The organism is Bacterioplanoides sp. (assembly GCF_965226395.1).
GTDB lineage: Bacteria > Pseudomonadota > Gammaproteobacteria > Pseudomonadales > Oceanobacteraceae > Bacterioplanoides.
In genome coordinates this window covers 23,753-36,745 of sequence record NZ_OZ245358.1, presented here as the reverse complement: position 1 = coordinate 36,745, position 12,993 = coordinate 23,753, and the positions used below count along the sequence as shown (strand labels likewise).

General features: G+C 47.7%; 13 protein-coding genes and 2 tRNA genes. 13 read left to right on the top strand and 2 right to left on the bottom strand.

Annotated features, from left to right (window positions below):
• Positions 1 to 14: 14 nt before the first annotated feature.
• The 7 genes from ACO05E_RS00145 (at position 15) to ACO05E_RS00115 (ending at position 5,230) form a co-directional block, all read left to right on the top strand.
• Positions 15 to 1,175, top strand: a complete 1,161-nt coding sequence (locus tag ACO05E_RS00145) for an MFS transporter (protein WP_419810979.1) — start codon at positions 15 to 17, stop codon at positions 1,173 to 1,175.
• 47 nt (positions 1,176 to 1,222) lie between these two features.
• On the top strand, positions 1,223 to 1,474 hold the full coding sequence (locus ACO05E_RS00140) for a DUF6489 family protein (RefSeq protein WP_419810978.1): 252 nt from the start codon (positions 1,223 to 1,225) through the stop codon (positions 1,472 to 1,474).
• Between the two features lie 316 nt (positions 1,475 to 1,790).
• A complete protein-coding gene (locus ACO05E_RS00135) occupies positions 1,791 to 2,180 on the top strand; it encodes a phasin family protein (protein ID WP_419810977.1) in 390 nt (129 codons plus the stop codon).
• A 100-nt stretch (positions 2,181 to 2,280) separates the two neighbouring features.
• Positions 2,281 to 4,095, top strand: coding sequence for a PHA/PHB synthase family protein (locus tag ACO05E_RS00130; RefSeq protein ID WP_419810976.1), 1,815 nt, complete (start codon positions 2,281 to 2,283; stop codon positions 4,093 to 4,095).
• A 190-nt stretch (positions 4,096 to 4,285) separates the two neighbouring features.
• Entirely contained in the window at positions 4,286 to 4,732 is a 447-nt protein-coding gene (locus ACO05E_RS00125; RefSeq protein WP_419810975.1) for a hypothetical protein, read from the top strand.
• A 4-nt stretch (positions 4,733 to 4,736) separates the two neighbouring features.
• Positions 4,737 to 5,018, top strand: a complete 282-nt coding sequence (locus ACO05E_RS00120) for a YheU family protein (protein WP_419810974.1) — start codon at positions 4,737 to 4,739, stop codon at positions 5,016 to 5,018.
• Positions 5,015 to 5,230 (top strand): hypothetical protein, encoded by a 216-nt coding sequence (locus ACO05E_RS00115; RefSeq protein WP_419810973.1) that lies wholly within the window; start codon positions 5,015 to 5,017, stop codon positions 5,228 to 5,230. The genes ACO05E_RS00120 and ACO05E_RS00115 overlap by 4 nt, the downstream gene beginning before the upstream one ends.
• Positions 5,231 to 5,237: 7 nt before the next feature.
• On the opposite strand, the gene mnmC is transcribed toward ACO05E_RS00115, so the two are convergent.
• Both mnmC and ACO05E_RS00105 read right to left on the bottom strand, forming a co-directional pair.
• A complete protein-coding gene (mnmC, locus tag ACO05E_RS00110) occupies positions 5,238 to 7,292 on the bottom strand; it encodes a bifunctional tRNA (5-methylaminomethyl-2-thiouridine)(34)-methyltransferase MnmD/FAD-dependent 5-carboxymethylaminomethyl-2-thiouridine(34) oxidoreductase MnmC (RefSeq protein WP_419810972.1) in 2,055 nt (684 codons plus the stop codon).
• A 115-nt stretch (positions 7,293 to 7,407) separates the two neighbouring features.
• Entirely contained in the window at positions 7,408 to 9,069 is a 1,662-nt protein-coding gene (locus tag ACO05E_RS00105; protein ID WP_419810971.1) for an AMP-binding protein, read from the bottom strand.
• Positions 9,070 to 9,284: 215 nt separating this feature from the next.
• Between ACO05E_RS00105 and ACO05E_RS00100 the strand changes: the two genes are divergently transcribed.
• The 6 genes from ACO05E_RS00100 to kdsB all read left to right on the top strand — a co-directional run bounded on the left by ACO05E_RS00100 (position 9,285) and on the right by kdsB (position 12,932).
• Positions 9,285 to 10,004, top strand: a complete 720-nt coding sequence (locus ACO05E_RS00100) for a Bax inhibitor-1/YccA family protein (RefSeq protein WP_419810970.1) — start codon at positions 9,285 to 9,287, stop codon at positions 10,002 to 10,004.
• Positions 10,005 to 10,229: 225 nt separating this feature from the next.
• A tRNA-Ala gene (locus ACO05E_RS00095) sits at positions 10,230 to 10,305 on the top strand.
• A 21-nt stretch (positions 10,306 to 10,326) separates the two neighbouring features.
• Positions 10,327 to 10,402, top strand: a tRNA-Glu gene (locus tag ACO05E_RS00090).
• Between the two features lie 116 nt (positions 10,403 to 10,518).
• Positions 10,519 to 11,082 carry a KdsC family phosphatase gene (locus ACO05E_RS00085; RefSeq protein WP_419810969.1) on the top strand — a complete coding sequence of 188 codons (564 nt, stop codon included), beginning with the start codon at positions 10,519 to 10,521 and terminating at the stop codon, positions 11,080 to 11,082.
• A 32-nt stretch (positions 11,083 to 11,114) separates the two neighbouring features.
• Entirely contained in the window at positions 11,115 to 12,128 is a 1,014-nt protein-coding gene (locus tag ACO05E_RS00080; RefSeq protein ID WP_419810968.1) for an NAD-dependent epimerase, read from the top strand.
• A gap of 33 nt (positions 12,129 to 12,161) precedes the next feature.
• Positions 12,162 to 12,932 carry a 3-deoxy-manno-octulosonate cytidylyltransferase gene (gene kdsB, locus ACO05E_RS00075; protein WP_419810967.1) on the top strand — a complete coding sequence of 257 codons (771 nt, stop codon included), beginning with the start codon at positions 12,162 to 12,164 and terminating at the stop codon, positions 12,930 to 12,932.
• Positions 12,933 to 12,993 lie beyond the last annotated feature (61 nt).

Genomic DNA, 12,993 nt, shown 5'->3' with positions numbered 1-12,993 from the left:
GTTATCTCAGTACGATGAACAATACGCCGTCTGATATCCCTTATCGTCGCCTGTCCGGCTTCTACTTCCTGTATTTTGCCCTGTTGGGCTGCATCGCTCCGTTCTGGGGCTTGTATCTTCAGTATCGATCCTTTTCTGCTTTAGAAATTGGCAGCCTGATGGCGGCGTTTGCCGGAGTGCGCATTGTGGCTCCCAATCTCTGGGCCTGGTGGGCGTGTTATTTCTCTTCTCCCATTAGTATGGTGCGTGTCTCCGGGTTAATGACGGCCGTGTGTTTCAGCGCCGTGTGGTGGGCGAACAGCTTTGTTGCCATGTTGCTGGTGATGGTGGCGTATGGCTTCTTCTGGGCAGCGATGTTGCCGCAATACGAAACCATCACCATGCAATCGTTGAAAAACCGCATTGATGATTACTCCCGCATCCGGGTTTGGGGGTCATTGGGCTTTATTGTGGTTGTGTTGGTACTGGGCTGGTTGTTTGAACTGGTGGGTATTCAATGGTTGCCAGCAGTGATGTTACTGGTGATGGTGCTGATTTTACTCAATAGCTTGTTGTTCCGCTCCGGGCGCTTTCGTACCCGTAAGGCAGCGAGTGATGATCAGACATTTCTGACGCAGATGATGCAGCGCCCGGTGCTGATATTTATTGTGATGACCATTCTGTTGCAGGTGAGTCATGGCGCTTATTACACCTTCTTTAGTATTTATCTTGAAGCGGCAGGTTACAGCAAAACCGGCATTGGGTTTTTATGGTCGCTGGGGGTGTTTGCTGAAGTGATTCTATTCTGGCAATTTCATCGATTGATGCATTGGCTCAGTTGGCGTGGCTGGATTTTGTTGAGTCTGGTAATCACTGCAATACGTTGGCTGATGATTGCTGAATACGTTGAGGTGTTGTCTGTTTTGTTACTGGCGCAGCTCATGCATGCTTTTAGTTTTGGCGTGATGCATGCCGTAGCGATGCGTTATGTGCAGCATTATTTTTCAGCAGAAGCTCAGGCGCGCGGTCAGGCATTGTACTCCAGTGTTGGCTTTGGATTGGGTGGTGCGATTGGTGCCTGGGGTTGTGGGGTTCTGTGGAGTCGTATGCCGGGTGATACCGTATTTTTAATCAGTGCGGGTGTTGCTCTGATTGCTTTGCTGATAAGTTGGGCTGGATTGCGGCCGGATGAATAGCTATTTTATTTACTGAAAGTGAATTCATTTTTGACAGGAAATTAATAATGAAAATAAATGTGACTTTCGATATGACCCCAGATGAATTTCGTCGTGTAATGGGGCTGCCTGATGTGCAGCAGTTTCAGCAGGAATTGTTTAATCAGATGATGGAAAAAATGCAGTCGGGAGAAGAGGGTTATGATCCTTTGTCTTTGTATCAGCCGATGATGAAGGAAGGGATGAATGCCATGGGGCAGTTTCAGAATATGATGTTTAATATGATGTCTGGCGGTAATTCACCCGAAAAAGAGGGTTGAGAAAAAGAAGGATAGTTAAGTATCTGAAACTTCTATCTTATATTTTTATTAATAATTAGCGTTAAATAAAACTCTCCAATTGTTTAATAAAAATGCGGTAGACCATAGGGCAAAAAAAGCCAGTTTCAGGATATAAAAAAGTGAATTTTTTTCTATTGTTACCTTTGCGTGTGGGGTGTAAGAATAAAGGCTGATTTTAATCAAGAAAGTGTTACTTTAAGTGGCGAATGTCATGCAACTGTAAGATAAATTCTCCTACTATTAACGGAGTAACACCGCGATCAGACTTTTTGTTAAACCTTGAAGGAGCAAGACCATGCAAGAAAATATCCTGAATGCTTTCGCTGAGCAGGCTAAAACCATGTACTCACCAATGTCCAAATTCAACTCGCTGTTTGTTGAAAATATGGAAAAAATGACTGAGTTCCAACTGAACGCCATTAAATCTTATGCAGACCTGAGTCTGGAGCAGATGAAAAAGGCATCAGAAATTAAAGACGCAGACACTATGCGTACTTTCTCAGCCTCTCAGGCAGAAGTAGCCAGTTCTCTGAACAAAAAAATCATGGATGACGCGAAAGCAATGTCTGACATGGCGATGGATTTCAAATCTCAGGTTGAAACCCTGATGGAAGAAGCGCGCACTTCTGCTGCAGCGACTACCACAACGGCGACTAAGCCTGCAGGCAAAACTAAGGCTGCGTAAGCTTAGTTTGTGCCAAAAGAAGCCACCTGAATAGTTGTCTGTTCCGGTGGCTTTTTTATTTCTTAAAGCGGTTTATCGATTGGCAAAGGAAAGGTGAAGTATGAAAGGGTTTTCTAGCGAGAGCATGGAAACAGCGGTCAGTGACTTTTATGAGGTGGCTGGTCAGGCAACTGAACAATATGGGCGAATCTTAGAAAAACTGGTTACACGGCCAACCTCGGCAGAAGATCCGGCGGCTTCGGTAATGACTGACTTTACTGAGTCATTGCGCGAGATGGGCGAAGCAATGCTGGCTCACCCGGAAAAAATTGTTGCTGATCAAATGGATATGCTGAAGCAACAACAAGAGCTGTTCCAGCAAACGGCTCTGCGCTTTATGGGCAAAGAAGTTGAGCCGGTGGTTGAGCCTGAAAAAAGCGATAAGCGTTTTCGTGACGATCAGTGGTCACAAAATCCGGCTTTTGATTATATAAAGCAGCTGTATCTGCTTCAGGGCAAAACCCTGATGAAGATGGTCGACGATACCGAAGGCATGAGTGATCACTCCCGTAAGCAAGTTGAGTATCTGATTCGCCAATATATTAATGCGTTATCTCCTACTAATTTTGCCAACCTGAATCCGGAAGTGATTCGTAAAACCATGGAGACCGGTGGTTCGAATCTGGTTTCTGGTATGGAGCAACTGGCAGAAGATCTGGAAACCAGTGTCAGTGGTGTGCTGAATATTCCGATGACGGATACCTCTGCTTTTCAGGTTGGACGTAATCTGGCGACCACGCCGGGAAAAGTAGTGTATCAGAATGACCTGATGCAGTTAATTCAATATACGCCGACCACCGAAAAAACTTATAAGCGCCCACTGCTGATCGTACCGCCGTTTATTAATAAATATTATATTCTGGATATGCGCGAGAAAAACTCGTTCGCAAAATGGTTGGTGGATCAGGGACATACCGTCTTTATGATTTCCTGGATTAACCCAAGTCCGGCATTACGTGATAAAGGCTTTGATAATTATATGCTGGAAGGCCCGGTTGCTGCTGCTGAAGCTATTGAGCAGGCGACGGGTGAAAAAGAAGTCAATGCCATTGGTTATTGTTTGGGTGGCACCTTGTTAGCGGCAACCCTGGCTTATCAGAAGAAAAAGAAAAAAGAGACCATCAAAGCGGCTACCTTTATGGCAACGCTGACCGATTTCTCAGATCCGGGTGAAATTGGTGTATTTATTAATGAAACCGCTATTTCCGCGTTAGAAAAACAAATGGACGCACTGGGTTATTATGATGGGCGCCAGATGGCTTTCAGTTTTAATACCCTGCGTGAAAATGATCTGTTCTGGTCGTTTTTTATTAATAATTACCTGAAAGGGCAACGCCCGGCGGCATTTGATTTATTGTACTGGAATACCGATGCCACCAACTTGCCTGCAGCCATGCATTCGTATTACCTGCGCAATATGTATCTGAATAACAGCCTGATTGAAAAAAATGTGCTGGAACTGGATGGCGTTAAGATTGATTTAAGTGCTGTAAAAGTTCCGGCTTATTTTGTCTCGACGGCTCAGGATCACATTGCGTTGTGGCAAACCACCTATAAAGGGGCTCAGGTGCTGGGCGGTAAAAACCGCTTTGTTCTGGGTGGCTCTGGTCATATTGCCGGGATTGTTAATCCGCCAGAAGCCAATAAATATGGCTACTGGACCAACGACACTCTGGCCGATACACCGGATGAGTGGTATCAGGGCAGTGAGAACCACGAAGGTTCCTGGTGGCTGGATTGGCAACAGTGGGTACTGAAGCAAGGTGACATGGATATGGTTGCGGTCCGACAGCCGGGTGATGGCAAGCTGGCTGCGATTGAGGATGCTCCAGGCCGTTATGTTAAACAACGCATTTTTGATGTATTGAAAAAATAACCGTTTGCTCTGCCTTAGCAATTAGAAGCCTCCGCCCTGGTGTATTCTCCAGAGCGGAGGCTTTTTCTTTTAAAAATCAAATGCTTGAGAAAACTTCCGTTTGCCAGAAAGATCACAAAACAAGGGTTTTGTGTTGCAGGCCTTTCCGCTATGATGCAGTGAGCTTTTGTCGTAGCCCTAAGGACATCGTGTGTCTCAATTCGATCAGGAATCCGTTGTGTATGGCGTGATTCGTCATATTCCCGCCGCTGATGAGTTCAGTGCCAGATTACAACGCCGTTCTAATTGGAGTGCGATTCAGAATCTGCCTTTGGGTGTTGATGACGATTGGTCTTTCCTTTGCCGGGAAATGTTCTCCATGCCTGGCGATGATATTTTCAGCGGCACCTACCAGACTCAGCTGATTCATTTTGCGGCTTCTTATAAGGCCGTTGAATACGAATGGGAGCATTGGTTGAAGCAATTTGAAACCTTGCTGAAGCGTATGTACTGGGTTAATGCGACGGTACATCTTGAAACCGAACTGTCTGGTAAGCACACCTTCCACTGGCAGGCTGATAACGGCACTCACACTCCATCGGATGCAGAACTGCGCATGAGTTGCGAGTGGGAGCGCGAAGCGAGTTTCGCTGGCTGAGCTGATGTCTGATATTCCTTCTTATATGGATGATGCCCCGGAGCAGGGTGTTATCGCGATTCCTTTCCAACAACTCAGTGCTGATGCCCTGGATGCCATTCTGGAAGACTTTGTCGGCCGTGAGGGCACGGATTACGGTGATTACAGCTACTCCCTGACGGATAAGAAAAACCAGGTACTGGCTCAGTTGCAGTCAGGCCAGGCGACACTTTTATTTGACCCGGTGCAACAGACCTGCCACATTGAAATGACACAGGTATTGAAACAGCACGGTTGGGATCTTTGAAAAAAGTCAGCGAGATTCAACAGGTCAGACTGCGGCGGCGTATTTCTGATGCCATGCAGGATGTCGATTCACTCAAGGCGCAACTGGCGGAGATTCGCCAGTGCTGTGCGGAGCTTGAGCAAACCATGCGCGACATTCGTGAAAAGGGCGAGCAGGCTCAGGTTAATGCGCGGGCTGAGTCGCGCCGTAGGCAGCTAAAACGTGTCCAGTAATTGCGCCTTAGCTAATTTTGCGGCGCATCATATCTCTGAGTAAAAAACGTCCGGGCCACAGTGCCGCTTCAACTTCCTGAGCAACGGGTTTACCACCATTTGTTATTTGTGCGGCCAATAACTCCGCACATAATGGCGCGGATGCTAATCCACGTGAGCCATGGCCAATATTCAACCACAGACCGGCCATTACCGGCGCTTCAGTTTTTGGAATCTGCTTGGCGTTTTTGACCATCGGCCGGAACGCTTCAATAAAGCGTTGAGTATCCGGGATACTGCCAATCATCGGCAGGTAATCCGGTGTGGTGCAGCGAAACCCAACCCGCCCCTGAGCAATACTCTCCGCATCCGTTTGTGCCCATGCCGGGCCAAAATCCTGAAGGTGGTCCAGATTGGTCATATGATCCTGGGCGCGCACCTCTAGGTCATCATCGTTCAGGTTATAGGTTGCCCCTAAGCACGTGAGTCCGTTTCTGGTCGGTGCCATATAAGAACGCGCACACAACACCGTCTTAATGTCTGGTACCAGTGAGCTATCAAGAATGCTGAGTTGGCCACGAATGCGTTTAACTGGCAGATACGCGTCAGGCAGTAACTGTTTGGCATCATAGGCGTTAGCAATCACCACTTGATCCGCCTCGTGGCTTTGATTGTTGCTGTCATGTAGTTGCCAGCGGTGACTGCCGCTGTCTGCTGGCTCAAGCGACTGGATATCCCGCTGTGCAAATGTGATTAGTGGGTGTTGGATCAGTTGCTGGCAGAATTCTCCGGGAGCTACCCAGCCCGCCTGCGGGAAATAGAGTCCGCCGGTTTCTTGCGGGCAGCCTGCCAAATCTGAAGCCTGCTCGGCGTTTACAGCAGTAATTAACGCCTGCGGATACTGTTTGCTGCGCAGGAATTTTTGCTGTCGTTGTTGTTCTTTGTCATCGTAGGCCAGCTGAAGTACGCCGCAATTATGCCACCAATCGTCACGATTGCTGCAGTTCGTGGTGTGTTTAACCCGCTCTAAGCTGTGCTGGAATGCCGCCAAATAAAACTGGGTGTGCATGGCGTTATCACCCGCAGCCAGTTTAATGTACAAGCCTCCCTGAGGGTTGCCGGACGCCGCCTGGGCGATGCCTTGGCGGTCGATCAGGGTAACGGCATGACCACGTTCTGCCAGCGCCCGGGCGGTGGTGCAGCCTGCCAGACCGGCACCAATAACAATGACGTTCTCTTTTGCATCAGCATGGAGAGTGGCTGCTTGAGAGATCAACCAGGGTTTTTCGCGATAAAAGGCAGGTTGTTCCGGGCCGCAGCTAAGGTTGAATTCACCGGCCAACATTTCACGTTTGCGACCAAATCCCGGCACTTTATTAATACGAAAGCCTGCACCTTTGATGCCCCGGCGAACAACTCCGGCCGCAGTAAACGTAGCAACCGTGCTGCGAACATAAGGGTGGCGATTATTGATTCGACGCATCTGTTGAAATAGGGCATCCCCCCACATTTGTGGATTTTTTGAAGGGGCGAAGCCATCCAGATACCAGGCATGTACTGGCCCACTGAGCTGTGGCAGGGCGTTGTGAACGTCGTCAAAAATCAGTGTGAGGCGCACCTTATGCTCCGGCCAGATAAGGTGATGAAACCCCGCAATGGTCAGTGGATACTGCTGCAGTAATAAGCGGGTGAGATCCGCCAGTTCCGGCCAAAGGCTCATGGCTTGCTGTAATTCAGCTTTATTCAGTGGAAATTTTTCAATACTGGTGAAGTGCAGCCAATCGGTTGCTGATGCTGTGTTTTTTTGCTCGGCAAAGCTTTGCCAGGTCATCAGGAAATTGAGTCCGGTGCCAAAGCCAGTTTCGACAATATTAAATTCACCCTGCGCTTCTTCCCAGCGCTGAGGGAGCTGGTTGTGCTGAAGAAACACATAGCGGCTTTCATTCAGGCCGTCTTCAACCGAAAAGTAAGGGTCATCAAACTGACGGGAAACCGGAAGGCCCTGATCGTTCCAGCTCAGATCAGGGCTTGTGAGGGTGTGTTGTTCGGAGGTGTGTTGTTCAGGCGTTGTGGGATCAGACACGGCGTTACTACATGGTGATATTACGACGCGCCATCATACCGCGTTGTTTGTCTTACGCCGAGTATTGTGATGTTGCTCCGAGTACCCGATCCCAGTGACGATAGATCCGCTGGCTTTACAGCCAGGTAATGGCTCCTTTTAATGGCTGCTGGATGGTCTCGTGATAACGACCTTCGAGCAGATGGCGACGAATTTTCAGCGTTGGCGTCAGCAGGCCGTTATCGGGTGTCCAGCTTTCCTGAACAATAATCAAACCATCAAGCACGGCATGGCTTTCCAGTGTGTCATTAACCTTGGATAAGGTTCGCTCAAGGCTATGGTTGATGTGACCATGATCGTGTGATTTGGCATCTTCTGCTAATACCACCAGAGCAATCGGTTGCTTCAGGTTGGTGCCAGTGACGCAGACCTGTTCAATCAGCGGGTTTTCCATCAGCTTGGATTCAATCGGAACCGGTGCGACGTATTTGCCTTTGGCCGTTTTGAAAATTTCTTTCAAACGTCCGGTGATGGTGACATAACCTTCGGCATCGACCGAGCCTTTGTCGCCGGTTTTCAGGAAACCGTCATCGGTAAATTCTTCAGCCGTTTTTTCCGGCTCCAGGTAATACTCCTTCATCAGGAAATCACCGCGCAGCTGAATTTCCCCTTCATCTGATAAGCGAAGTTCGACGCCGGGGTAGGGGCGACCAATTGATCCGACTTTATCTGAGCGGAACGGGTGGCTGATGGTACCCAGCGCATTGGTTTCCGACATACCCCAGGCTTCGGTGATTTTGATGCCAATACGTTCAAACCAGCGAATGGTGGCCGGTGATAATGGTGCCGAACCGCTGCCAAAAAGGCGGACACTGTCTAATCCCAGTTGTTGGCGAATTTTTCGGGCAACAATCTTATTGATGATTGGAATACTGAGCAGCAGATTAAGTTTTTTGGGAGGCATCTTGGCGAGAACGCCCATCTGGAATCGGGTCCATAAACGAGGCACCGAAACAAATAGGGTTGGGTCGGTGTCTTTCAGGTTATCCGTGAAGGTTTCCAGGCTTTCGGTAAAGGTGATTTCACAAGCTGAATACATGCTGGCACCTTCAACCACGGTTCGCTCAGTGATGTGGGCCAGAGGTAAATAACTTAACGCCCGGTCGCTGTCGCTCAGATTGACGGTTTTGGCAAACTGCTGGCAGGCAAACGCATAAGAGCCGAAGGTATTCACTACGCCTTTAGGGTTGCCGGTGCTGCCGGAGGTGTAGATGATCGTCATGGTGTCATCCAGTGCAGGAATCGGGTTGCCCGGGTGTGGCGGCTGCGCCTGAAGTTCAGACCAAGGGTAGTCGAGTTTTACTTCCGGACGTTCAACATTCGGATACGGAAAACCGAGACGTTTGACGTGTGCAGGAATCGCGTCGCACTGGTTGTTGGTGTCGTCCAACTTGCCAATAAACACCGCCTGACAATTGCTGTGATTCAGAACGTACTGAATGGTTTCCTGCCCGGCAGTGGCATAAATGGGTACAGAAACATGCCCGGCCATCATGATGGCTAAATCAGTCATAAACCACTCGGCGCAGTTCTTTGACAGGATGGCGATATGACTGCCCTGATCAAAATTCTGAGCAATCAGGGCGCTGGCCAGGCGCCGGACTTTCTGGCCGACCTCGGCCCAGCTGTACTCGTGATACACGCCTTCAACCGGTTGGCGCAGGTAAATCTTATCGGCCTGGGTTTTTTCCCAGTGATACAGCATTTCCAGAGGGGTATTCAGTGCTCGTGTTGTCATAACGATAAAGATCCTTGTTATTTTTATAATGCTCACAGTAATCTGAGTTCAGGCATGAGTCTGTTACAAAACGTAATTTCTGAACAGTCGTAGTTTTGTCTGGTTTTTAGCAAGAATGGAAGTAAAGAAAGATAAACCCTGAAGTTTGTCGGTGTTAAGGTGTTATAGCCTCAGCTACAATCAAATTTATAAACAGATCCTAACAGGAGCAGGAAATGAGCAATCGTCCCGATTACTTAAATATGAAACAAGGCAGCGCCCAGGATGTTGCGGCACAGCCTGTTGATTTTCAGCAGCAGTCTGAGGTCATCTCCCATGATGGTCGCAAGGTGCTGCGTAACACTTACGCACTGTTATCCATGACGCTGATCTTTAGTGGCATCATGGCGGCAGTTTCTGTGGCATTTAACGTTCCACACTTTGGTTTGCTGACGCTGGTGGGCTATTTTGCCTTGTTATTCCTGGTCGAAAAGACTAAAAACAGCGCGATGGGTTTAGTATCCGTCTTTGCTCTGACTGGCTTTATGGGGCTGACTCTGGGGCCAATTATTTCATTTTATTCCAGCCTGCCAGGTGGTTCTGAAACCATTGCTATGGCGATGGGAACAACGGGTCTGATCTTTATGGCGATGTCGGGTTGGGTGCTCAGCACAGGTAAAGACCTGAGTGGCTGGGGCAAAACTCTGACCGTTGGTATTCTGGTGGCCTTTGTGTGCTCACTGGGGGCGTTCTTCTTCGAGTTGCCGGCGTTATCCCTGGCTGTTTCTGCGATGTTCATCATGCTGATGTCTGGTTTAATTGCTTATGAAACCAGCGCGATTCTGCACGGCGGTGAAACCAACTATATTTCAGCAACTGTTACTTTGTATGTTGCGATTTATAACCTGTTCTTGTCTTTGCTACAGATTCTTGGCGTGATGGGATCAGATGATTAATTTCTGATCACTCGGTAATAAATCGTTAAAGCCCTGCTGGCTGAGCCAGCAGGGCTTTTGTTTTATTGGTGCCTCCATTTTCCGGGATTGGTGCCGGCACTTTCCGGGAAAGTAAGGGTGAGACAGAGGTAAGTTATTGTTTTAGAGAAATATTTTTCAAAAAAATGAAAAAATAGTGTTGACAGTTTTGAAGCTCAGCCGTAAGATGCGCCCACGTTTTGAGACGGGGCCTTAGCTCAGCTGGGAGAGCGCAACACTGGCAGTGTTGAGGTCAGCGGTTCGATCCCGCTAGGCTCCACCAAATCTCAAAATCAGTCTTAGTGTCCCCATCGTCTAGAGGCCTAGGACACCGCCCTTTCACGGCGGTAACAGGGGTTCGAATCCCCTTGGGGATGCCATTTCTTTTCTGGCTATGTTCATAGCTTTCATGAAATGACTATCAAGCTTACTCCTGCTATTAATCCATTAAATCTGTCTGTTACGATAGAATACACTGTGGTTTAAGGAGTGTCTTATGGTTCATATTCCCAATGCGGTTAAAGAAAAAGCACGTGCCATCGAATTGGTTGTTTTTGATGTTGATGGTGTTTTAACAGACGGAACACTCAGCTATTCAGCCGGTGGTGAAGAAGTAAAACACTTTAATGTTAAAGATGGCGTTGGCATTAAGTTGTTGGCTGACTATGACATTGTAACAGCCATTATTTCCGCAAAAGATTCTGCCCCGTTAACCCGCCGCGCTTCCGATTTAGGGATTGGCCACTTTTATCCGGGTTGCAAAGATAAGTGGGCTCAATTATCAACACTGATGGATGAATTGATGTTGTCGCCACAACAGGTCTGTTATGTTGGTGATGATGTGATTGACCTTAAGGTTATGAAACGCATTGGTTTAAGCATTGCCCCTAAAGACGCGTTCTGGCTGGTTCAGGAGCACGCTGATCTGATTACCGATGCAATGGGTGGTAAGGGGGTTGGCCGTGAAGTCGCTGATATTATTCTGGGCAGTCGTATGCCATTGGATGAAGCGTATATCAAAGCCATGTTGCCTGACTTCGAAAATGCTCGAAGTGAATAACGGATAATCGAAGTAAATAAGAGTTATTGGTTGTGAAAATATTAGTTACCGGCGCGGCCGGATTTATTGGGTCGTTTACCAGTAAGCAATTTGTTGAGCAGGGACATCAGGTCGTTGGTATTGATAACTTAAATGACTACTACGATGTTTCTTTGAAAGAAGGTCGTTTGCAGTGGTTGGCTGAGTTAGATGGCTTTGAGTTTAAAAAAGTCGAGCTGGCCAATCGTGACGAAGTGGACGCAGTTTTTGCCGAGCATAAATTTGATCGGGTGGTGCATTTAGCCGCTCAGGCGGGAGTGCGCTACTCCATTGAAAATCCACATGCCTATGTCGACAGTAATCTGGTTGGGTTTGTGAATATTCTGGAAGCATGCCGACACAATGATGTTGGACACCTGGTTTATGCTTCGTCCAGCTCGGTGTATGGCTTAAATACCGATATTCCGTATTCGACGTCAGATCGGGTTGATCACCCGGTTTCTTTGTATGCTGCTACTAAAAAATCCAATGAATTAATGGCACATACCTATTCCCATTTGTACGGTTTACCAACCACAGGGCTGCGTTTCTTTACTGTGTATGGCCCGTGGGGACGTCCGGATATGGCGTATTTTGGTTTTACTAAAAAAATTCTTGGTGGTGAAACCATCGACGTTTATAACCACGGTAAGATGCAGCGAGACTTCACTTATATTGATGATATTGTTGAAGGCGTGACTCGCATTGCGCAAAAAATTCCAACCGGCGCTGGCGCTGACTGGACGCCGGAGTCGGGTGATACCAGTCGCAGTTCTGCACCGTATAAAATTTATAATATCGGCAATCATAATACCGTTGAGCTGGGTGATTTTATCCAGACTATCGAAGATGTGTTGGGTGTTGAAGCCAATAAAAATTATATGGATATGCAGGCCGGTGATGTTGTGCGTACGTATGCCAACGTTGATGACTTAATTGAAGACGTGGATTTTGCTCCTAATACGCCTCTGAAAGAGGGTATTGAGAAGTTTGCAGTTTGGTATCGGGACTATTACAGCGCCAAATAATAGCCATGGTGCCAAATGATTTAAGGAAAATGTATGTCGGATTATAAGATTGTTATTCCAGCGCGCTACGCCTCTTCACGCTTGCCTGGGAAGCCGCTGATTGAGCTGGCAGGTAAAACCATGATTCAGCATGTTTACGAACGTGCTGTTGAAACTGGCATTCAAGATATTGTGATTGCTACCGATAATGAACGAATTCAGCGTGAAGCTGAATCGTTTGGTGCGGAAGTAGTGATGACATCGCCAGATCATGAAAATGGTACCGAACGCATTGCCGAAGTAGCCGAAATCAAAGGCTGGGATGACGATGTGGTGATTGTTAATCTGCAGGGTGATGAGCCACTGATTCCGCAGGAATTGATTGAAAAAACCGCTGCAAGTTTGATTAATTATCCGGATGCAGGCATGAGCTCGGTATGTACACCATTATCGGGAAATCATGATGCCTTTGACCCGAATGTGGTTAAGGTTGTGTTGGATAAAGATCAGTTTGCTATGTACTTTAGCCGGGCTTCTATTCCCTGGGATCGCGATGGTTATAAAAACGGTACCAGCGAAATGACAGCGAAAATGCCGGTTTACCGCCATATTGGTATGTACGGCTATCGTGTTTCTTTTCTGCGTCAGTATCAGAATATGGATGTGTGTGCGTTAGAAACAACCGAAGCGCTGGAGCAGTTGCGTGCGCTTTGGTATGGCGTAAAAATTCATATGTCGATTATTGATGAGCCTCCGGGCCATGGTATTGATACGCCGGAAGACGTTGAACGGGTGGAGCAATTGCTGCTACAGCAACAGAGCTAACAGAAAGGCCATATCAGGTAGCTGATATGGCCTTTTTTGTTATTGGCGCTGTGTGGTTCGC

Bases quoted from the DNA above. Each gene is read 5' to 3' on its own strand.
- ACO05E_RS00145 (WP_419810979.1), top strand. From the start codon at position 15: ATGAACAATACGCCGTCTGATATCCCTTATCGTCGCCTGTCCGGCTTC.
- ACO05E_RS00140 (WP_419810978.1), top strand. From the start codon at position 1,223: ATGAAAATAAATGTGACTTTCGATATGACCCCAGATGAATTTCGTCGT.
- ACO05E_RS00135 (WP_419810977.1), top strand. From the start codon at position 1,791: ATGCAAGAAAATATCCTGAATGCTTTCGCTGAGCAGGCTAAAACCATG.
- ACO05E_RS00130 (WP_419810976.1), top strand. From the start codon at position 2,281: ATGAAAGGGTTTTCTAGCGAGAGCATGGAAACAGCGGTCAGTGACTTT.
- ACO05E_RS00120 (WP_419810974.1), top strand. From the start codon at position 4,737: ATGTCTGATATTCCTTCTTATATGGATGATGCCCCGGAGCAGGGTGTT.
- ACO05E_RS00105 (WP_419810971.1), bottom strand. From the start codon at position 9,069: ATGACAACACGAGCACTGAATACCCCTCTGGAAATGCTGTATCACTGG.
- ACO05E_RS00100 (WP_419810970.1), top strand. From the start codon at position 9,285: ATGAGCAATCGTCCCGATTACTTAAATATGAAACAAGGCAGCGCCCAG.
- ACO05E_RS00085 (WP_419810969.1), top strand. From the start codon at position 10,519: ATGGTTCATATTCCCAATGCGGTTAAAGAAAAAGCACGTGCCATCGAA.
- kdsB (WP_419810967.1), top strand. From the start codon at position 12,162: ATGTCGGATTATAAGATTGTTATTCCAGCGCGCTACGCCTCTTCACGC.